Raw genomic sequence first — 19124 nt, 5'->3', positions numbered from 1 at the left:
TTGTTGTTATTGATCGCTGGATCGAGCCGAGACGACTCTGTTCATTCCTGTAACCATCCACCTTTCGCACCGCCTGCTGGCAAGGCAGGCGGCATTTCACTGCGCGGTACCCGCTCCGTTGGAAACCAGTCGGGTGACCTTGCTCTCACGCACGGGCGCAGGCTGCACCACGCCCAGCCGCTCGCCGGTCTGGGCATCGAACAGCAGCGCCCGGCGCGGATCGAATTGCAGATTGAGCGTTTCCCCCACCCGCGGCGCCTGATCCGGCGCCAAGCGGCAGCAGGCCTTGACCTGATTCAGCGTGAACACCACCAAGGTGTCTGGCCCGGTGGGTTCCACCACTTCGATGTCGACCGCCAGAGAAAAATCCGCTGATCCTGCTGGAGCCAGGCCGATCTGTTCCGGTCGGATGCCGAGAATGAGTTCGCGATCACGCAACCCGTCGTCGCTGATAATCGGCAACGGCAATTCACAGCTGCCCTGCTCGCTGTTGAGCACACCCACCCAGCGCCCGTCACGCTGACGGATGCGCAGCGGTACGAAGTTCATCGGCGGCGAGCCGATGAAGCTGGCGACGAACAGATTGGCCGGGTTGTTGTAGATCTCGTGGGGCGTGCCGAACTGCTGGATCACGCCATCTTTCATCACCGCGACCTTGTCGCCGAGGGTCATCGCCTCGATCTGGTCATGGGTGACGTACACAGTGGTGGTCTTCAGCCGCTGGTGCATCAGCTTGATCTCGGTGCGCATCTCCACCCGCAGCTTGGCATCGAGGTTCGACAGCGGCTCGTCGAACAGGTAGATCTTCGGCCGCCGCGCCAGCGCCCGGCCCATGGCCACGCGTTGCTGCTGGCCACCGGAGAGCTGCGACGGCTTGCGCTCGAGCAACGGTTCGATCTGCAGCAGCTTGGCGACCCGCGCCACCTCCTCCTCGATCTTCGCCGCCGGCACCTTGCGCATCTTCAGGCCGAAGGCAATGTTGTCGCGCACGCTCATGGTCGGATACAGCGCATAGGACTGGAACACCATGGCGATGTCGCGATCCTTCGGACTGGCCTGGCTGATGTCCTCGCCGTCGACGAGAATCTCGCCGCCGGTGATGTTCTCCAGCCCGGCGATGCAGTTCATCAGGGTGGATTTACCGCAGCCCGAAGGGCCGACGAGGATGAGGAATTCACCGGCGTCGATCTTCAGCGCGATGTCTTTCAGCGTCGCTATCTGGCTGTTGCCATAACTCTTTTGAACGTTGCGCAGTTCCAGGGAAGCCATTGTTGTTCTCCTCAACCCTTGACGGCGCCGGCAGTCAGCCCGCGCAGGAAATATTTGCCGGCGACCACGTAGACCACCAGTGTGGGTAGGCCAGCGATCATCGCGGCGGCCATATCGACGTTGTATTGCTTGGCACCGGTGCTGGTGTTCACCAGGTTGTTCAGCGCCACGGTGACCGGCTGGGTGTCGCCACTGGCGAACACCACGCCGAAGAGGAAGTCGTTCCAGATCTGGGTGAACTGCCAGATCAAGCAGACCATGATGATCGGCACCGACATCGGCAGCAGGATGCGGCCGAAGATGGTGAAGAAGCCGGCACCATCCAACCGCGCCGCGCGCACCAGCGCATCCGGCACGCTGACGTAGAAGTTGCGGAAGAACAGTGTGGTGAAGGCCAGACCGTAGACCACATGGACCAACACCAGACCGGTGGTGGTATTGGCCAGGCCGAGCTTGCCGAGGGTGAAGGACGCCGGCAGCAGGATCACCTGGAACGGCAGGAAGCAGCCGAACAGCAGCAGACCGAAGAACAGCTGCGAACCACGGAAGCGCCACATCGACAGCACATACCCGTTAAGTGCGCCCAGCGCGGTGGAAATCAGCACGGCTGGAATGACGATCTTCACCGAGTTCCAGAAGTAGCCGCCGATGCTGTCCCAGGCGGTCAGCCAACCCATCGCACTGAAAGCTTGCGGCCAGCTCAGGAGGTTGCCCGTGCGGATGTCTTCCGGGGTCTTGAAGCTGGTCAGCAGCATCACGATCAGCGGCACCAGGTAGACGGCGCACGCCAGCAGCAGGGTGGCATGGATGGCCAGGCGCCCGAGGGTCAGGCGCGGTTGCGCGAAGTCAGACATGGCGCTTGTTCCTCAGCTCGGAGTACAGATAAGGCACGATGATCGCCATCACCGCGCCGAGCATCAGCATGGCGCTCGCCGCACCCAGGCCCATCTGGCCGCGGGTGAAGGTATGGGCGTACATGAACATCGCTGGCAGATCGCTGGAATACCCCGGACCACCGGCAGTCATCGCCGCCACCAGGTCGAAGCTCTTGATCGCGATATGGGCCAGAATCATCAAGGCACTGAAGAACACCGGGCGCAGGCTCGGCAGCACGATGCGCAGGTAGATGGTCGGCAGGCTCGCACCATCCACCTGGGCTGCGCGGATGATCGATTGATCGACGCTGCGCAGACCGGCGAGGAACAGCGCCATGACGAAGCCCGAGGCCTGCCAAACCGCGGCGATCACCAGGCAATAGATGACCCGATCCGGATCGACCAGCCAGTCGAAGCGAAAGCCTTCCCAGCCCCAGTCGCGCAGCAACTTGTCCAGGCCCAGGCCGGGATTGAGCAGCCACTGCCAGGCGGTGCCGGTGACGATCATCGACAGTGCCATGGGATACAGGTAGATGGTGCGGATCAGCCCTTCGCGACGAATACGCTGATCCAGCAGTACGGCAAGCACGACACCGATGGTCAGGCTGATGGCGATGAACAGGCCGCCAAAGACCAGCAGGTTCTGGCTGGCGACCCACCAGCGGTCGTTATCCCACAGTCGCTCGTATTGCTGCAGGCCGACCCACTTGTAGCTGGGCATGAAGCGTGAATTGGTGAACGAGAGCAGGAAGGTCCAGCCGATGTAGGCGTAGAAGCCGACCAGCACGATCAGCATGCTCGGCGCCAGCACCAGCTTGGGCAGCCAGCGCTGCAGGGCGTCGAGCGGCGAGGCCTTGGCGGGCCTGGCTTGAAGCGCGATGGAGCTCATGGATTTGATCCCTCATGGAAATCCGGGATGTCGTCGCCCGCGGCACAGGCCAAAGCCTGTACCGGGACGCACGTTTCGGGAACCGGGCGGAGGCGGTCCGCCCTTGGCGTTACTGCACGGCCTTGATCGCCGCCGCCAGCTGCTTGGCCGCCTTTTGCGGGTCGGCCTTGGGGTCGTTGAAGAAGTTGGTGACGACGTCGAACACCGCGCCCTGCACGTAGCTAGAAGCAGCCATGCCATGAGTCAGACTGGGCTGCAGACCGCTGCCCTTGGCGGCTTCCTTGAAGTCGGTCATCGACTGCTGGGCACAGGCATCGAACTCGCTCATGTCCTGGTCCTGGCGAACCGGAATCGAGCCCTTGTTCTGGTTGAAGAAGGTCTGGAATTCCGGCTCCAGCACGGTGCGCGCCAGGTCTTCCTGAGCCTTGCGGTTGTCGTCGTTGCTGAGCTTGAACATCGCCAGGGAGTCGATATTGAAGGCGAAGCTGCCCTGGGTGCCGGGGAATGGCAGGCACTGGTAATCCTTGCCGGCGACCTTGTTGGCGGCGGTGAACTCGCTCTTGGCCCAGTCGCCCATGATCTGCATGCCAGCCTTGCCGTCGATGACCATGCCGGTAGCACGGTTCCACTCGCGCCCGGCGGCATCGGCATCGATGTAGTCGCGCAGCTTTTTCAGGGCGGTGAAGGCCTGGACCATCTTGTCGCCGGTCAGGGTGTCGTTATCCAGCTCGACGAAGGCCTTGTGATAGTCGTCCGGGCCGAGAATGCTCAGTACGAAACCCTCGAACACGGTGCCGTCCTGCCAAGGCTGGCCGCCATGGGCGACCGGAATGAAGCCGGCGGCCTTGAGCTTGTCCGCCGCGGCGAAGAATTCATCGAGGGTCTTCGGCGGCTTGGCGCCGGCCTTCTCGAACACCTCCGGGTTGATCCACAGCCAGTTGACCCGATGCACGTTGACCGGCACGGCCACGTAGGAGCCGTCGTACTGCATGATCTTGCGCACCTGCTCGGGCAGCAGTTCGTCCCAGCGCTCGGCCTTGGCGGTGTCATCGAGGTTGGCGAGCAGGCCGAGTTCGCCCCACTCCTGAATGTCCGGGCCCTTGATCTGTGCGGCGGATGGCGGGTTGCCGGAAACGGCGCGGGTTTTCAGTACGGTCATGGCAGCCTCGCCACCACCGCCGGCGACGGCGAAGTCCTTCCAGCTGTGGCCTTTCTGCTCGACCAGCTTCTGCAGGGTATCGGCCGCGCGCTTTTCACCGCCGGAGGTCCACCAGTGCAGAACTTCGACTTCACCAGCGTGGGCGAGTACAGGCAGGGCAAGGGAAACGGATAGAGCGAGACGATGGAACGCATTCATGGAGGGGCACCTTCTTGTTTTTATCCTGCAAGTCATGGTCGCTTGCGATGGATCGAGTCTATGCGCAGAAAAATGGACACTGGGTAACGAAGGGATGGCCGATGGTCACGAGGCCGTTACAAAGGGACGCTTCAGGTAACGCGGGGCGGACGCAGGACTCAGCGCGGCAGAGTCAGGGTTACCCTCAGCCCTCCCTGCTGCAGATTGCGCATGCTCAGCTCGCCGCCGTGGGCATGGGCGATGTTGCGCGCGATACCCAGGCCTAGCCCGTAGCCCTGCTGCTGCCCCGAGAGCCGCACGTGGGGCTCGAAGACCTGTTCGAGACGCTGTTCCGGCACACCGGGGCCCTCATCATCGACGTGCAGCACCAGCGCGTCCTTGCCATCCTCGACATGCAGGTGGGCGCGCTCACCGTACTTCAAGGCGTTATCCAGCAAATTGCCAATGCAGCGCTTGAGCGCCAGTGGCTTGCCGGGATAAGGCGCCGAAGCGTGGCCGTCGAGGGTCACGCGGGTGCGGTCACAGGCCTGATACGGCTCGACGATGTGCTCGAGGAGCAGATTGAGATCCACCGCCTCGACGTTCTCGTGAATATCGGTGTCCTTCACGCATTGCAACGCGCCCTTGACCAGCAACTCCAGCTCGTCGAGGTCACGGGTGAACTTGATCTGCTGGGCTTCATCCTCCAGCAGCTCGACGCGCAGACGCAGCCGCGTGATCGGCGTGCGCAGGTCGTGGGAAATCGCGCTGAACAACTGGCCGCGCTCGGTCAGGTAGCGGCTGATGCGCTCGCGCATGTTGTTGAAGGCGCGACTCACCTCGACGATCTCACTGGCCCCGGCCTCGGTCAGAGGCCGCACTTCGCCGCCTACCGACATCTCCCGCGCCGCCTTGGCCAAGCGCTTCAGCGGCCGGCTCTGCCAGCGCACCAGCAAGCCAATGAACAGCAGCAGAAAGGCGCTGGTGAGCACAATGAACCACAGCTGCTGAATCGGCAGACCCTCGTCTTCCAGGCTGACGTAGGGTGCCGGCATCAGCGAGGCCAGATAGAGCCACTCCTGCGGGGCGATCTGGATCTGCGTCACCAGTACCGGTGGCGACAGCGGCTCCAGCCCCAGCGCGTAGTGCGCCCAGGAGCGCGGCAGTTCATCGAGCTTGATGCCGCTGTTGAAGATGCGCAGGTCGTCCGGGCTGACGAACTCGATGGTCAGGTCCACCTCGCCACCGAGCCGTTGGCGCAACACCTGCTCCACCTCATGCAGGACGGCCCGCTTGCGCGGCGTTTCGGGGAGGATTTTCATGTCCAGCGGATTGTCGTTGAGCGAGACGAAGAAGCGCGTGCCGCCCATGCTGCGCAACTGATCGAGTACCAGCGGACGATAACCCAGCGGCAGGGAACGGAAATAGCTGACGCTGGCGGCCATCGACTGCGCCAGGCTGCGGGCGCTGGTCAGCAGGCCCTCCATCTGGCTGGCGCGCAGCTGTGACAGCCAGATCAGGCTCGACAGGCCCTGAGCCAGCAACACCGCCAGCAGGGTCAGGAGCAGCATCCGTCCGAGCAGCGAGCGCGGCACCAGCCGCAGGCGCCGCCGCTCAGTGCGCAGATTCATGGTGCGGCGTTACCTGGGTGGCCAAGAGATAGCCGCTGCCACGCACGGTGCGGATCAGCCGCGGCGATTTGCCGGTGTCGCGCAGGCGCTGGCGCAGACGGCTGACCGCCATGTCGACGATGCGCTCCAGCGGCATCACCTCGCGGCCGCGCGTGGCGTTGGCGATGGTGTCGCGGTCGAGGATCTGCTGCGGATGGTCGAGAAACAGCTTGAGCAAGGCGAAATCGGCGCCAGAGAGAAAGACTTCTTCGCCGTCGGCGTGAAAGAGACGGTGGCTGATCATGTCCAGCCGCCACTCGTCGAAGGCCAGCACATCGCTGCCACGCTCCTGGGCGAAGCTGACCCGCCGCAGCAATGCCTTGATCCGCGCCAGCAACTCGCGCGGGCTGAAGGGTTTGCCCAGGTAATCGTCGGCACCCAGCTCCAGGCCGACGACCCGATCGGCCTCGTCGGAGCTGGCGGTGAGCATGATGATCGGCATGGAAGCCAACCGTTCATGCTGGCGAATCCAGCGACAGAGGCTGAAACCGTCTTCGTCGGGCAGCATCACGTCGAGAATCACCAGATCGGCCGGCTCGGCGCACAGGGCAGCGCGAAACTGCCCGCCGTCCGGCACGCCGCGCACCTGAAAGCCCGAGCGGCTGAGATAGGTCTGCAACAGTTCGCGGATTTCCTGATCGTCATCGACCAGAAGGATGTTTTTACCTGCTTGGCTCACGTCACGTCCCTTTTCTTGTTGTTATGGGGTCACCCGTCGACCCGCGATGCCGCAGCCTAGGCTCCCTCCAACAACGGTTGCAATGCCACGCCCGCACCTTCGAGGCCCGGATACGGCGCGGTCACCAGCCATACTGGCAGGTGATCGAAATAGCGGCTCATCTGCCCCTTCTCGCGCAGCGCCTCGCTGAAACCGCTGCGCAGGAACATCTCGGCGAAACGCGGCACCACGCCACCGACGATGTAAACGCCGCCACGGGCGCCGAGGGTCAGCACGTTGTCGCCAACGATGCGTCCCAGCCAGCAACAGAACTGTTCCAGCACCGCGGTCGCGTAGGCGTCGCCGGCTAGCGCGGCCTTGGTGATACCCGCGGGCGAATCGAACTCCACCTGCCGCCCGTCCAGCGCACAGCAGGCGCGGTAGAGCGTCAGCAGCCCCGGGCCGCTTAGCACCGCTTCGGCATTTACATGGCCGAGCGAACGATGCAGATGCGCCCAGATTGCCGCTTCGCGCTCGCTGCCGATCGGCAGGCAGATATGCCCGCCCTCTCCGGGCAACGCGCGCCATCCGCCGCCCGACAACGGCAACAATCCCGCAACGCCAAGCCCGGTACCGGGCCCTATGACCAGCCTCGGGCGTCCTGGTTCAGGCTCGCCCTGGCAAACCGTGATGCGCTCACCATCATGCAGGCGCGTCATGCCGAGGGCCATGGCGGTGAAGTCGTTGATCAGCAACAGCTCCTTCACGCCCAGCTCGCGGCAGAAGGCTTCGCGGCTCAGCTGCCAATGGTTGTTGGTGAAGCGAAACAGATCGCCGCCCACCGGCCCGGCACAGGCCAGGCACACCGCTTCGAGCGCCTCCAGCGGCTGGTCGACTTCACGCAGATAGGCGCGAATCGCCAGCTCCGGGCTCGCGTAGTCCGCGGTGGGGAGCACGCGAATCTGCTCGATGCGCTGATCACGCCAGAGGGCGAAACGTGCATTGGTACCGCCGATATCTCCAACCAGCGCCGTCTTCACTTCAGCGCCTCCAGGCTCTCGGTAAATGCACTGGCGCCCTGCTCCGCCGTGCTGAACGAGGCGCGCATGAAGGCAAAGAGCTCCCGGCCGCAGCCGATGCCCATGTCTTCAGGTCGAATCGCCGGTTCCCGCGCATCCCATTCGGCGGGATCGACCAGCGCTCGCAATTCGCCAGTCTCGCCGTCGACGCGGAGAATGTCGCCATCGCGCACCCGCGCCAGCGGCCCGCCGTCCAGCGCCTCAGGGCAGACGTGAATGGCTGCTGGCACCTTGCCGGAGGCGCCGGACATGCGCCCGTCGGTGACCAGCGCCACCTTGTAGCCACGGTCCTGCAGCACACCGAGGAACGGCGTGAGCTTGTGCAGTTCGGGCATGCCATTGGCTTTCGGCCCCTGGAAACGCACCACGGCGATGAAATCGCGCTCCAGCTCGCCGGCCTTGAACGCCGCTGCCAGCTCGCTCTGATCGATGAATACCCGCGCCGGCGCCTCGACCACACGGTGCTCGGGTGCCACGGCGGAAATCTTCGTCACGCCGCGGCCGAGGTTGCCCTCCAGCACGCGGAGTCCGCCTTCCGGCGAGAATGGCCGCTCTGCAGGGCGCAGGATGTTTTCATCGAGGCTCTGCGTCGGGCCGTCGCGCCAGACCAGCTTGTCACCGTCGAGAAACGGCTCCTGGATGTAGCGGCGCAGGCCCTTGCCGACCACGGTGTGCACGTCCTCGTGCAACAGCCCGGCGTCGAGCAGCGTGCGCACCATGAACGGCACCCCGCCACAGGCGTGGAAATGGTTCACGTCGGCCTGGCCGTTGGGGTAGACCTTGGCCAGCGTCGGCACCACCTCGGAAAGATCGGCCATGTCCTGCCAGGTCAGCTGGATACCAGCCGCGCGGGCGAACGCAGGGATATGCAGGGTGTGGTTGGTCGAACCACCGGTGGCGTTGAGCGCGACCACCGAGTTGACGATGGATTTCTCGTCGACCACCTGACACAGCGGCGTGTAGTTGCCGGCCTGATGGGTCAGGCGCGTGACTTGATGCGCCGCTTCGCGAGTCAGCGCATCGCGCAGCGGCGTGTACGGGTTGACGAACGATGAGCCCGGCAGGTGCAGGCCCATGATTTCCATCACTACCTGATTGGTGTTGGCGGTGCCGTAGAAGGTGCAGGTGCCGGGGCTGTGATAGGACTTCATCTCCGAATCCAGCAGCTCCTCGCGGCTGGCCTTGCCCTCGGCGTATCGCTGGCGCACCTCGGCCTTCGCCTTGTTGGGAATCCCCGAGGGCATCGGCCCACCCGGCACGAAGATGGTCGGCAGATGGCCGAAGCGCAGCGCGCCGATCATCAGGCCCGGTACGATCTTGTCGCAGATGCCGAGCATCAGCGCGGCATCGAACATGTTGTGCGACAGCGCAACGGCGGTGCTCATGGCGATCACTTCGCGACTGGCCAGGCTCATCTCCATGCCCGCCTCGCCCTGGGTCACGCCATCGCACATGGCCGGCACGCCGCCAGCGAACTGGCCGACCGAACCGATCTCGCGCAGCGCCTGGCGAATCATTTCCGGAAAATGCTCGTAGGGCTGATGCGCCGACAGCATGTCGTTGTATGCGGAAACGATTGCGACATTCGCCGCGTTCATCAGGCGCAGACTCTGCTTGTCCTGGGGCGAATTGCAGCCGGCGACGCCATGGGCGAAGTTGGCGCATTGCAACCCACCTCGCTGCGGGCCTTCACTGGCGGCGGCGGCCATCATCGCCAGATAGCGCTCGCGGGTCTTGCGGCTGCGCTCGACCAGGCGCTCGGTGACTTCCAGAACTCGCGGGTGCATGCGTCTCTCCTGCTGCGGAATTTTGTTCTTCGACAACCATAAACCATCCGAAGTCGGTTGGCGTTCGGACAGGACGCAAGGCCAATGGTTGCGCGCGACATGCAGCCAGACAGTGCGGGCGCCTCGGGCGAGCGTTCGCAGCGAGACGCTCTCGGCATCCGGCGATAGCCGCACTCAGGGGCTCGACTGTTCCTCGTCGGGGTCGCTGTCCGCGGCTTGCGCTTCGAGCAGATCGTCGAAGTCGGTTTTCAGGCCCTGCTCCATGCCGTCGAGTTCGGCCAGCAGGCTGCGGAAGCTGGTCTGCTCACGCAGCGGCGCCGCCTCCTCGTCGGCCACCTCGTCGGCCCGCGCCTGCAAGGCGACGGGCACCGGAGCGTCCTCATCGTCGAGTATCGGCCGCAACTCGGGCTCCATTTCGCGCAGCACGGCGAGCGGCGGCAGCTCATCGAGGTTCTTCAGGTTGAAATGGTCGAGGAACTGCCGGGTCGTGGCGAACATCGCCGGCCGACCCGGCACGTCACGATGGCCCACCACACGAACCCACTCGCGTTCCAGCAGTGTCTTGACGATCTGACTGTTGACCGCGACGCCGCGGATGTCCTCGATCTCACCACGGGTGATCGGCTGGCGATAGGCGATCAGCGCCAGGGTTTCCAGCATCGCCCGGGAGTAACGCTGCGGACGCTCTTCCCAGAGCCGACCGACCCACGGCGAAAAGCGCTGACGCACCTGCAGGCGGTAACCACTGGCGACCTCCTTGAGCTCGAAGGCGCGGCCCTTGCAGGACTTTTCCAGCACCTCGAGCGCTTTTTTCAGCTGCGCCGATGACGGCCGTTCGTTTTCTTCGAACAGCTCGCCGAGGCGCTCCAGGGATAGCGGTTTGCCGGATGCGAGCAGAAAGGCTTCGAGCAGCGAAGCGAGATCCTTGGGATCGGACAGGTCCACGATTGACTCCTGCAAATGCCTATTCGGTACGGCTGCGCACATGGATCGGCGCAAAGGGCTCGTTCTGCACCAGCTCGACCAGCGACTCCTTGATCAGTTCGAGCACGGCCATGAAGGTCACCACCACGCCGAGGCGCCCTTCCTCGATGCGGAACAGCGCTACGAAGGGAACGAAGCCACCATTCTTCAAGCGTTCGAGCACCTCGCTCATGCGTTCGCGGGTCGACAGCGCTTCGCGGGTAACCTGGTGACTCTCGAACATATCGGCGCGGCGCAGCACTTCGGCCATCGACACCAGCAGCTCTTCCAGACTGACTTCCGGAAGCAGCTTGCGCGCCCGTGCCTCGGGCGCATCGAGACGCGGCACCTGCAGGTCGCGGCCGACCCGCGGCAGCTCGTCGATGTCTTCGGCGGCGGCCTTGAAACGCTCGTACTCCTGCAGCCGGCGGATGAGCTCCGCGCGCGGATCGTCTTCCTCTTCGGCGACCTCCGCCGAGCGCGGCAGCAGCATGCGCGACTTGATCTCGGCGAGCATCGCGGCCATCACCAGATACTCGGCGGCCAGCTCCAGGCGCACTGATTTCATCAGCTCGACGTAGCCCATGTACTGACGGGTGATCTCGGCGACCGGAATATCGAGGATGTCGATGTTCTGCTTGCGGATCAGGTAGAGCAGCAGATCCAGCGGGCCTTCGAACGCTTCGAGAAAGACTTCCAGCGCATCCGGCGGGATGTAGAGGTCCAGCGGCAGCTCGGTCACCGCCTCGCCATAGACCAGCGCCAGGCGCAATTGCTCGCCGGGTTGGAGCGCGTCGGTGCTGGGGGACTCGGTTTGCTGCATGGACATCCTCAGAGGCTGCGGGCGCGCGTCAGCGGTAATTCAGGCCCATCGCCTGACGGACTTCGATCAGCGTCTCACGGGCTTCGTCACGGGCCCGCTCGGCACCTTCGGCGAGGATGCTGCGAACCAGATCGGGGTTCTGCTCGTAGTCCAGCGCGCGCTCCTGCAACGGCGCCAGGTCCGACTTGATCGCGTCGATCAGCGGCGCCTTGCACTCCAGGCAGCCGATGCCGGCAGTACGACAGCCTTGTTCGGCCCACTGGCAAACGCCCTGGTCAGAGTGCACCAGGTGCATCTGCCACACCGGGCAGCGCGTCGGCTCACCAGGGTCGTTGCGATGTACGCGCGCCGGGTCGGTAGGCATGCGGCGAATCTTTTCGTCGATCTCGTTAGGCGTGTCGCGCAGATAGATCGCATTGCTGTTCGACTTGGCCATCTTGCCGCCGTCGAGGCCGGATATCTTCGGTGACTCGCCGAGCAACGCCTGCGGTTCGGGCAACAGCAGCTTGCCACAGCCTTCCAGGTAGCCGTAAAGCCGCTCCTGATCGCCGATGGTGATGGTCTGCTGTTCTTTGATGATGGCGCGCGCGGTGTTCAGCGCTTCGACGTCACCCTGCTCCTGATAGCTTTTGCGCAGACTCACATAGAGCCGCGAAGTCTTCTTGCCGAGCTTGCGGATTGCCGCCTCGGCCTTTTCCTCGAAATCCGCTTCGCGCCCATAAAGATGGTTGAAGCGCCGCGCGACATCGCGGGCAAATTCGATATGCGGCAGCTGGTCGGCACCGACCGGCACCAGCCCGGCGCGATAAAGAAGGATGTCCGCCGCCTGCAGCAGCGGGTAGCCGAGAAAGCCGTAGGTATCCAGATCCTTGTGCTGCAGGCTCTGCTGCAGCTCCTTGTAGGACGGCACCCGCTCCAGCCAGCCCAGCGGGCAGATCATCGACAGCAACAGGTGCAGCTCGGCGTGCTCCGGCACCTGTGACTGGATGAACAGCGTCGCAGAGCTCGGACTAACGCCTGCGGCCAGCCAGTCCACCGCCATATCCATGATGTTCTGCGAGATTTCGCTGGAAGTTTCGTAGTCGGTGGTCAGTGCGTGCCAATCGACAATGCAGAAGAAGCATTCGTACTCGTGCTGCAGTCTGACCCAGTTCTTCAGCACACCGTTGTAGTGACCGAGGTGAAGCCGACCACTCGGGCGCATACCGGATACCACGCGCCGCTGCGAATCCATGGAGCTCAAAAGGGTGTCCTTAGTTGATAGTGTACGGGCACGCTGCCTTTCAGCCTCAGGCCATGAACGGTGCCGGATCGCCACAACCGACCCGGACCACCTCGGGCTGGTCGTCGACCAGGCTGACCACCGTCGATGCCTCGACGCCACCGTAACCGCCATCGATGATCAGGTCTACCTGGTGCTCCAGCACATCGCGCATCTCGTACGGATCGCTCATCGGCAGCTCCTGTCCGGGCAGGATCAGACTGACACTCATCAACGGCTCGCCGAGTTCTTCCAGCAGTGCCTGGGCGATCGGCTGCGCAGGTACTCGCAGACCGATGGTGCGGCGCTTGGGATGCAGCAGCATGCGCGGCACCTCACGGGTCGCCGACAGGATGATCGTGTACGGCCCCGGCAGGTGAGCCTTGAGCAGGCGAAAGGCGGCGGTATCGACCTTGGCGAACAGGCCCAGCTGCGACAGATCGCGACAGGCCAGGGTGAAGTTGTGCTTGTCATCGAGCTGGCGCAACCGACGGATGCGCTCGATGCCCGCCTTGTTACCCATCGAGCAGCCGACGGCGTAGCTGGAATCGGTCGGATAGACCACCACCCCGCCCTTGCGGATGATTTCCACGGCCTGCTTGATCAGGCGCGGTTGCGGGTTATCCGGGTGAATCTGGAAGAACTGGCTCATTGAAACTCCCTGTTCAGCTGGCAGCAGGTGTGCGGCGCTCATGATCGAAATGTCTCCAAAGCGGCGACAGGTCTTCCGGCAAGCTGCGGTACAGCCCAAGCTCCGACCAGTCGCCGGGTGCATGGAAATCACTGCCAACTGTGGCCATCAGACCCAGCTCACGTACCAACGTCGACAACCCGCCGACCTGTTCCAGCGGTTGCATGCCGTTGACCACTTCCAATGCGTGTCCGCCGGCCTGGGCGAAGTCGATGACCAGTCGGCGTCGCTTGCTGCGGGTGAAATCGTACTGCCACGGATGCGCCAGGCTGATCCAGGCGCCGGAATCACGCAGGGTCTGTACCGTCTGCTCCAGGCTCGGCCAATGCTGCTTGACATCGCCGAGCTTGCCCGAACCCAGCCATTTGCGAAACGCCTCGGCTCGATCACGCACATGACCGGCGCGTACCAGAAAGTCGGCGAAGTGCGGTCGTGCCGGTGCATTGCCACTGTCGCCGAGTTCCTGCTGGATCGCTCGGGCTCCTTCAAGCGCACCGGGCATCCCCTTCGCTTCCAGTCGCTGAGCGATCAGCTCAGCGCGGTGCCAGCGCCCATCGTGCAACTGCGCGATCGCCTGCTGCAATGCCGGTGCTTCGGCGTCGAACGCATAGCCCAATATATGGATGGTAGCCCCGTTCCACAGGCACGAAAGCTCGATGCCGTTGACCAGCTGCATACCGAGCCCTTGCGCGGTGAGCCGCGCTTCGGCAAGACCGTCCACCGTGTCGTGGTCGGTAAGCGCCAGCAGCTGAATACCACGTGCATGAGCGCGCTCCACCAGCCTGGCAGGCGCCAACGCACCATCTGAGGCGGTGCTGTGGCAATGCAGATCGACAATCATCTGGTAACGCACTCCAGTGAGGTGCTGGCACCTCGAGAAAAAACCGTAAGCCGTGGCGATTGGCGTTTTACCAGCCCGAACAACAGGCACTCACATGCAAACGGCGGGCTAGTCTAACGCCGCGCCGAGGCTTTGGCTTGCATACGCGCCCTCGGCGCAGCGCCGGAGCCTGGAAACTCGTTCCTGCTTCGACCGCCGATCCCGTTCACCGTGCGATCTAGCTGCGCCCCGAACAAGCGCGGCACTTCCGCCACAAGCGCCGTTTGCTATGATGCCGCGCTGCACGGCAGGCAATGCAACGCGTGCGGACTAGCGCACCGGCAACGCTGCTGCCACCAACATGTATGCGCTTAGCTTTTCTACCGCTACACCGCAATCCACGCGAACGAGGACCGACCATGCTGTACGCCGTTATCGCCACTGACGCACCGAATTCCCTGCAGGACCGCCTCGCCACGCGCCCGGCCCACCTGGCACGCCTGGAGCAGCTGAAGAACGAGGGACGCCTGGTGCTCGCCGGCCCGCACCCGGCCATCGACAGCAACGATCCGGGCGAAGCCGGCTTCAGCGGCAGCCTGGTTGTTGCCGAGTTCGATTCCCTGGAAGCCGCCCAGCAGTGGGCAGACGCCGATCCGTACAAGGCCGCTGGCGTATACGTGAACGTGGTGGTCAAGCCGTTCAAGAAAGTACTGCCCTGAGCCGACACAGCAGGGAATAGCGATTCTGCCCGGCCGCTGGGAGTCCACGGCCTCGTAAGGAAATAGGAGTTCCGATGCGTCAACGACCGCTTGCCCTGCTGTTTGCCTTGACCCTGCTCGCCCCGGCGCTGTACGCCGAGGAAACGATAACGGACGCTCCTGCTCCATCGACCGAGCCCATCGAATTCGAGCCATCGGAAGCCGCGCCAGAACCGCAGGCCGCGGCCCTGGGTACCGACACCGCCGAGGCGCTGCTGCTGCGCCTGCGAGAGGAAAATCGACGCCTGCGCCTGCAATTGCAAACCGAGCAAGCGAAAGAGTTGCCGGTAGTGCTGAACGAGCAGCAACAATGGTTCGTAGTGGGCGGCGCGGTCGGGGTCATCAGTTTTACCCTGGGCATGCTGGTCTCGCGCGGACGTCGCCGGCGCCAGTGGCTCAACTGATCAACAGAGCCGACATGAGTGAATTACTGCTTATCGACGATGACGAAGAGCTCTGCGAGCTGCTGATCAGCTGGCTGGCTCAGGAAGGCTTCGTCGCTCACGCCTGCCATGATGGCAAGAGCGCGCGCCAGGCCCTGGCGCAACACCAACCAGCGGCGGTGGTGCTGGACGTGATGCTGCCCGATGGCAGCGGCCTGGAGCTGCTCAAGCAACTGCGCAGTGAGCATCCGGATCTGCCCGTGCTGATGCTTTCGGGGCGCGGAGAGCCGCTGGATCGCATCCTAGGCCTGGAACTTGGGGCCGACGATTACCTGGCGAAGCCTTGCGATCCCCGCGAACTCACCGCACGCCTGCGCGCCGTGCTGCGCCGCAGCCAACCGACGACGACACCGAGCCAGATCGAACTCGGCGACCTCTGCTACAGCCCTGCGCGCGGCATTGCCAGCGTCGGCGGTGTCGAAGTCAGTCTGACCTTATCCGAAGGGCGAATTCTCGAAGCGCTGCTGGCCCAGCCTGGAGAGCCGATGGACAAGCAGGCGCTGGCTCAGCATGCGCTGGGTCGCAAGCTGACGCTCTACGACCGCAGCCTGGACATGCACGTCAGCAATCTGCGGCGCAAACTCGGACCGCATGCCGACGGCAGCCCCCGGATCGTCGCGTTGCGTAGCCGTGGCTATCTTTACGCCGTCTGAGCGTCTTTACCGAGGCTTTACCCTGGGCTGACCGCCCTTGACCTTGCCCTGCGTAGACTGAACTCATCCGGTCACAGCCCGCCGCCAGCAATCAGGCAAATCACGCTGCGGCAAGGCCGGTGTCCACTACTTAGGAGAGTATTCAGATGCGCAAATCACTCGTAGCCCTGCTGTTCGCCGCTGCCCTCCCCGCGCTCGCCGTTGCCATGCCTGGCGGCATGCAAGACGGTCATCACGGTGGCAAGCGCGCTCCCCATATGTTTCATGGCCTAGACCTGACCAAAGAGCAGCAACGCGACATGCGTAAGCTGATGGGCGAACAGATGAAACAGCGCCAGGAAATCACCCAGCGCTACCTCGACAAGCTGCCCGAAGCCGAGCGCAAGGCCATGCAGAACGATCTGGACGCCAGCCGGGAAAAGACCCACGAAAGCATGCGCGCCCTGCTCAAGCCCGAGCAGCAGAAAGCCTTCGATGAAGGTCTGAAGAAAATGGAAGAAAAGCGCGCCGAACGCGCCGAGTTCCTCAAGTGGAAGGCCGAGCGCGATCAGAAGAACTGATCCGGCGTCCATCTAAGACCCCGCCCGGCAACTTCCGCCCGTCATCCCGCGATGGGCGAAGCGTGCCGGGCTTTTGCCGTGGAGAGACCCGGTGCGATCACTGTTCTGGCGCATACTCGCAACCTTCTGGCTGGCCATCGCGCTGGTCGCCGGCCTGGCGATGCTGCTTGGCCACGCGTTGAATCAGGATGCCTGGATTCTCGGCCGCCACCCGGCGCTCCAAGGCCTTGCTGAGACCTGGACGGAGGTCTACGAGCGCCAAGGCCCACTGGCTGCACAGCGCCTGCTGGAACAGCACCGGCATCGCTCCCGCGTTGATGTGCAGGTACTGGCGGAGAACGGCCAACCAATCATTCGCGGTACCTTCCCCGCCCGTGCCGCCGCCTTCGAGGCGCGTCATCAGGATCGCGAGCGCCAGCTACCCTGGCGGCGGCTGACCGCCGATTACACCAGCCCCACCAGCGGTGAAACCTATCTGTTCATCTACCGCATCCCCTATCCCGAGTTGCAGGCCTGGCACCGCGGCAGCCTGGCCTGGCCGCTCAGCGCACTGGGTATCGCTCTGGTGGTGCTCACCGGTTTCAGCCTGCTCTTGACGCTGTCGATCACCCGGCCGCTGGATCGGCTGCGCCGCGCAGTGCATGACCTTGGACAGACCAGCTATCAGCAGCAGTCCCTCGCCCGTCTGGCGACACGTCGCGACGAGCTAGGCGTGCTGGCAAGCGATTTCAACCGAATGGGCGCTCGGCTGCAGGCACTGATCGGCAGCCAGCGTCAGCTACTGCGCGATGTGTCCCATGAACTGCGCTCGCCGCTTGCACGCCTGCGCATTGCCCAGGCACTGGCCGAGCGCGCCAGCCCGAGCGAGCGGGAGGTGATCTGGCCACGTCTGGCCAAGGAATGCGATCGGCTCGAAGCGTTGATCAGCGAGATTCTCGAACTCTCGCGCCTGGATGCCGAACCCGGCACGGCGGCGACCGTCGATCTACCCGCTATGTTCGACCAATTGAAAGACAACGCCCGTATCGTCTGTCCTACTCAGTGCATCGATAGCCACGTACAACCCGGTCTTCACCTGACCGGCTGGACGGATATGCTGGAACGGGCACTGGATAATCTGTTGCGCAATGCCCTGCGATTCAATCCGGAGGGCGTGCCGGTGGAGCTGCATGCGCAGCGCGAAGCAGACGAAGTGGTAATCAGTGTGCGCGACCACGGCCCCGGCGTCGCCGATGAGTATCTACCGCAGCTCAGCGAACCCTTTTTCCGCGCACCTGGGCAAACGGCTGCCGGGCATGGCCTCGGACTGGCCATCGCCCGCCGCGCAGCCGAGCGTCACGGCGGGCGATTGCAACTGGCCAATCATCCTGATGGCGGCTTTGTCGCCAGCCTGCGCCTGCCACTGGCAGATGAATCACCCCGAGAGTCCGATTTTCAGGCGTCTGTTTGACCGTCCCAGCCGGAGACGAACGCCTGCGGCTCGAGCACCGGCGCGGTACGTACTCGGCCTTCCGGTGTCCCGAGGTAGAAGAAGCCCAACAAGCGCTCCTGCTCGGATAAACCCAGCCCCTCGAGTACATGAGAGTCATAGGCGAACTCACCGGTTCGCCACACCGCACCGATCCCCTGGGCATGTGCAGCCAACAACATGCCGTGAGCCGCACAGCCCGCAGCGAGCAACTGTTCCCCTTCCGGCACTTTCGGATGCACCTTGAGGCTGGCGACCACCACGACCAGCATCGGCGCACGCAGCGGCATGTTCCGCGCCTTCTGCAAGGCTTCGTCAGAGACTGCAGGATTGCGCGACTGCAAGGCAGCGGCGAACAGCTCACCGAGCTTGTGCCGCGCATTACCTTCGATGGTCAGGAACCGCCAAGGGTGCAGCTGGCCATGGTCCGGCGCACGTAACGCCGCACGGAACAGCAGATCGAGTTGAGTGGCATCGGGGGCCGGCTCGCACAGGCGAGTGACCGATACACGATTGAGCAGCAGGTCCAGAGCGTCCATCCATTACCTCCTAAAGCGGTCGGACATTCTAGAGTGTGTTGCCGCGGTATCGCGAGTGATGGCCGGCTGGCAACGCACTATTCGCTGCTCTGCTCAGGCCACACGATCCGGCGAAAGCTGTGGCTGCAATGGCGGCATCAGTGGCGGCAATCCGTGCGCCGCCCGTGCCGCGTCACAGTTCGGATTGTGCTCGCCGCTCTCCCAGGATGCTTCGAACTCGCGACAGGTGCTCGCCCGCTGCTCATACATGCTGCAGCGAACCCCGCATCCCACATCGCCAAGCAACCCGGCGCAACGGGCCGGCTTGCTGTCAGTACCGAGCATGGCGACGTGAAATGGCGATACCTGTACCGTCAGATGATCCGGAACCACGCCTCCGGCTGATACGCATTCACCAAAATAGAAGGACACACGGAAGTACGCGCAGCAGGCGCCGCACGTCAGGCAGGGATTGTCGATGGACATGGCAGGTGAACACCCAGAGACCGGAAAGGGCCGGCGCCCGGGCGGCTATTCTATTCATGCCGTTTGCCTTGGGAAGAGGCGGCGAGCGTGCAGTGAAAACATTTTTCCGCGAGCAGC

20 protein-coding genes are annotated in these 19124 nt (G+C 63.8%); 5 read left to right on the top strand and 15 right to left on the bottom strand.

Features of this window, described 5'->3' with window-relative positions; all coding sequences use genetic code 11:
- Positions 1–96: 96 nt before the first annotated feature.
- From UIB01_RS08865 to UIB01_RS08805, 13 genes are all read right to left on the bottom strand, one after another.
- Entirely contained in the window at positions 97–1269 is a 1173-nt protein-coding gene (locus UIB01_RS08865) for an ABC transporter ATP-binding protein (protein ID WP_038659079.1), read from the bottom strand.
- Between the two features lie 11 nt (positions 1270–1280).
- Complete coding sequence (locus UIB01_RS08860; RefSeq protein ID WP_038659077.1) at positions 1281–2123, bottom strand: carbohydrate ABC transporter permease; 843 nt, start codon at positions 2121–2123, stop codon at positions 1281–1283.
- Positions 2116–3033, bottom strand: coding sequence for a carbohydrate ABC transporter permease (locus tag UIB01_RS08855; RefSeq protein ID WP_038659074.1), 918 nt, complete (start codon positions 3031–3033; stop codon positions 2116–2118). The genes UIB01_RS08860 and UIB01_RS08855 overlap by 8 nt, the downstream gene beginning before the upstream one ends.
- 109 nt (positions 3034–3142) lie before the next feature.
- On the bottom strand, positions 3143–4390 hold the full coding sequence (locus UIB01_RS08850; protein WP_038659070.1) for an ABC transporter substrate-binding protein: 1248 nt from the start codon (positions 4388–4390) through the stop codon (positions 3143–3145).
- Positions 4391–4548: 158 nt separating this feature from the next.
- Positions 4549–6000, bottom strand: a complete 1452-nt coding sequence (locus UIB01_RS08845; protein WP_038659068.1) for an ATP-binding protein — start codon at positions 5998–6000, stop codon at positions 4549–4551.
- On the bottom strand, positions 5984–6718 hold the full coding sequence (locus tag UIB01_RS08840; RefSeq protein WP_038659065.1) for a response regulator: 735 nt from the start codon (positions 6716–6718) through the stop codon (positions 5984–5986). Before UIB01_RS08840 ends, UIB01_RS08845 begins: the two co-directional genes overlap by 17 nt.
- 56 nt (positions 6719–6774) lie before the next feature.
- Positions 6775–7737, bottom strand: coding sequence for a glucokinase (locus tag UIB01_RS08835; protein ID WP_038659062.1), 963 nt, complete (start codon positions 7735–7737; stop codon positions 6775–6777).
- The gene (gene edd / locus UIB01_RS08830; protein WP_038659059.1) at positions 7734–9563 is read right to left on the bottom strand and encodes a phosphogluconate dehydratase; all 1830 of its coding nucleotides are present in this window, start codon (positions 9561–9563) and stop codon (positions 7734–7736) included. Before edd ends, UIB01_RS08835 begins: the two co-directional genes overlap by 4 nt.
- Positions 9564–9737: 174 nt before the next feature.
- Positions 9738–10508, bottom strand: a complete 771-nt coding sequence (scpB, locus tag UIB01_RS08825; protein WP_038659056.1) for an SMC-Scp complex subunit ScpB — start codon at positions 10506–10508, stop codon at positions 9738–9740.
- Positions 10509–10527: 19 nt separating this feature from the next.
- Positions 10528–11349 (bottom strand): segregation and condensation protein A, encoded by an 822-nt coding sequence (locus UIB01_RS08820; protein WP_038659053.1) that lies wholly within the window; start codon positions 11347–11349, stop codon positions 10528–10530.
- 28 nt (positions 11350–11377) lie between these two features.
- Entirely contained in the window at positions 11378–12583 is a 1206-nt protein-coding gene (locus tag UIB01_RS08815) for a tryptophan--tRNA ligase (RefSeq protein WP_180983575.1), read from the bottom strand.
- Positions 12584–12638: 55 nt separating this feature from the next.
- Positions 12639–13262, bottom strand: coding sequence for an L-threonylcarbamoyladenylate synthase (locus tag UIB01_RS08810; RefSeq protein WP_038659047.1), 624 nt, complete (start codon positions 13260–13262; stop codon positions 12639–12641).
- A gap of 13 nt (positions 13263–13275) precedes the next feature.
- Complete coding sequence (locus UIB01_RS08805; protein ID WP_038659044.1) at positions 13276–14142, bottom strand: PHP domain-containing protein; 867 nt, start codon at positions 14140–14142, stop codon at positions 13276–13278.
- A gap of 398 nt (positions 14143–14540) precedes the next feature.
- Between UIB01_RS08805 and UIB01_RS08800 the strand changes: the two genes are divergently transcribed.
- The 5 genes from UIB01_RS08800 to UIB01_RS08780 all read left to right on the top strand — a co-directional run bounded on the left by UIB01_RS08800 (position 14541) and on the right by UIB01_RS08780 (position 17985).
- A complete protein-coding gene (locus UIB01_RS08800) occupies positions 14541–14840 on the top strand; it encodes a YciI family protein (protein WP_003294265.1) in 300 nt (99 codons plus the stop codon).
- A gap of 74 nt (positions 14841–14914) precedes the next feature.
- Positions 14915–15283: a hypothetical protein gene (locus UIB01_RS08795; protein WP_038659041.1), complete on the top strand. Its 369-nt coding sequence runs from the start codon at positions 14915–14917 to the stop codon at positions 15281–15283.
- 14 nt (positions 15284–15297) lie between these two features.
- Positions 15298–15975, top strand: coding sequence for a response regulator transcription factor (locus UIB01_RS08790; RefSeq protein WP_038659038.1), 678 nt, complete (start codon positions 15298–15300; stop codon positions 15973–15975).
- A gap of 146 nt (positions 15976–16121) precedes the next feature.
- The gene (locus UIB01_RS08785; protein WP_038659035.1) at positions 16122–16535 is read left to right on the top strand and encodes a Spy/CpxP family protein refolding chaperone; all 414 of its coding nucleotides are present in this window, start codon (positions 16122–16124) and stop codon (positions 16533–16535) included.
- A 91-nt stretch (positions 16536–16626) separates the two neighbouring features.
- A complete protein-coding gene (locus tag UIB01_RS08780; protein ID WP_038659032.1) occupies positions 16627–17985 on the top strand; it encodes a sensor histidine kinase in 1359 nt (452 codons plus the stop codon).
- On the opposite strand, the gene UIB01_RS08775 is transcribed toward UIB01_RS08780, so the two are convergent.
- Positions 17970–18542: an NAD(P)H nitroreductase gene (locus UIB01_RS08775; protein WP_038659029.1), complete on the bottom strand. Its 573-nt coding sequence runs from the start codon at positions 18540–18542 to the stop codon at positions 17970–17972. The genes UIB01_RS08780 and UIB01_RS08775 overlap by 16 nt on opposite strands.
- A gap of 93 nt (positions 18543–18635) precedes the next feature.
- Positions 18636–19007: a YkgJ family cysteine cluster protein gene (locus UIB01_RS08770; RefSeq protein ID WP_038659027.1), complete on the bottom strand. Its 372-nt coding sequence runs from the start codon at positions 19005–19007 to the stop codon at positions 18636–18638.
- Between the last annotated feature and the right edge of the window lie 117 nt (positions 19008–19124).

The sequence above is a fragment of the Stutzerimonas decontaminans genome (assembly GCF_000661915.1).
Taxonomy (GTDB): Bacteria; Pseudomonadota; Gammaproteobacteria; order Pseudomonadales; family Pseudomonadaceae; genus Stutzerimonas; species Stutzerimonas decontaminans.
Note: the sequence above shows the minus strand (reverse complement) of the source record. Positions and strands in the feature narration are given on the sequence as shown.

What these genes read in the sequence shown, in the direction of transcription:
- edd (WP_038659059.1), bottom strand. Translation starts at nt 9,563, where the DNA reads ATGCACCCGCGAGTTCTGGAAGTCACCGAGCGCCTGGTCGAGCGCAGC.
- UIB01_RS08845 (WP_038659068.1), bottom strand. Translation starts at nt 6,000, where the DNA reads ATGAATCTGCGCACTGAGCGGCGGCGCCTGCGGCTGGTGCCGCGCTCG.
- UIB01_RS08770 (WP_038659027.1), bottom strand. Translation starts at nt 19,007, where the DNA reads ATGTCCATCGACAATCCCTGCCTGACGTGCGGCGCCTGCTGCGCGTAC.
- UIB01_RS08810 (WP_038659047.1), bottom strand. Translation starts at nt 13,262, where the DNA reads ATGAGCCAGTTCTTCCAGATTCACCCGGATAACCCGCAACCGCGCCTG.
- UIB01_RS08785 (WP_038659035.1), top strand. Translation starts at nt 16,122, where the DNA reads ATGCGCAAATCACTCGTAGCCCTGCTGTTCGCCGCTGCCCTCCCCGCG.
- UIB01_RS08775 (WP_038659029.1), bottom strand. Translation starts at nt 18,542, where the DNA reads ATGGACGCTCTGGACCTGCTGCTCAATCGTGTATCGGTCACTCGCCTG.
- UIB01_RS08795 (WP_038659041.1), top strand. Translation starts at nt 14,915, where the DNA reads ATGCGTCAACGACCGCTTGCCCTGCTGTTTGCCTTGACCCTGCTCGCC.
- UIB01_RS08865 (WP_038659079.1), bottom strand. Translation starts at nt 1,269, where the DNA reads ATGGCTTCCCTGGAACTGCGCAACGTTCAAAAGAGTTATGGCAACAGC.
- UIB01_RS08800 (WP_003294265.1), top strand. Translation starts at nt 14,541, where the DNA reads ATGCTGTACGCCGTTATCGCCACTGACGCACCGAATTCCCTGCAGGAC.
- UIB01_RS08860 (WP_038659077.1), bottom strand. Translation starts at nt 2,123, where the DNA reads ATGTCTGACTTCGCGCAACCGCGCCTGACCCTCGGGCGCCTGGCCATC.
- UIB01_RS08815 (WP_180983575.1), bottom strand. Translation starts at nt 12,583, where the DNA reads ATGGATTCGCAGCGGCGCGTGGTATCCGGTATGCGCCCGAGTGGTCGG.
- UIB01_RS08805 (WP_038659044.1), bottom strand. Translation starts at nt 14,142, where the DNA reads ATGATTGTCGATCTGCATTGCCACAGCACCGCCTCAGATGGTGCGTTG.
- UIB01_RS08790 (WP_038659038.1), top strand. Translation starts at nt 15,298, where the DNA reads ATGAGTGAATTACTGCTTATCGACGATGACGAAGAGCTCTGCGAGCTG.
- UIB01_RS08850 (WP_038659070.1), bottom strand. Translation starts at nt 4,390, where the DNA reads ATGAATGCGTTCCATCGTCTCGCTCTATCCGTTTCCCTTGCCCTGCCT.
- UIB01_RS08820 (WP_038659053.1), bottom strand. Translation starts at nt 11,349, where the DNA reads ATGCAGCAAACCGAGTCCCCCAGCACCGACGCGCTCCAACCCGGCGAG.
- UIB01_RS08855 (WP_038659074.1), bottom strand. Translation starts at nt 3,033, where the DNA reads ATGAGCTCCATCGCGCTTCAAGCCAGGCCCGCCAAGGCCTCGCCGCTC.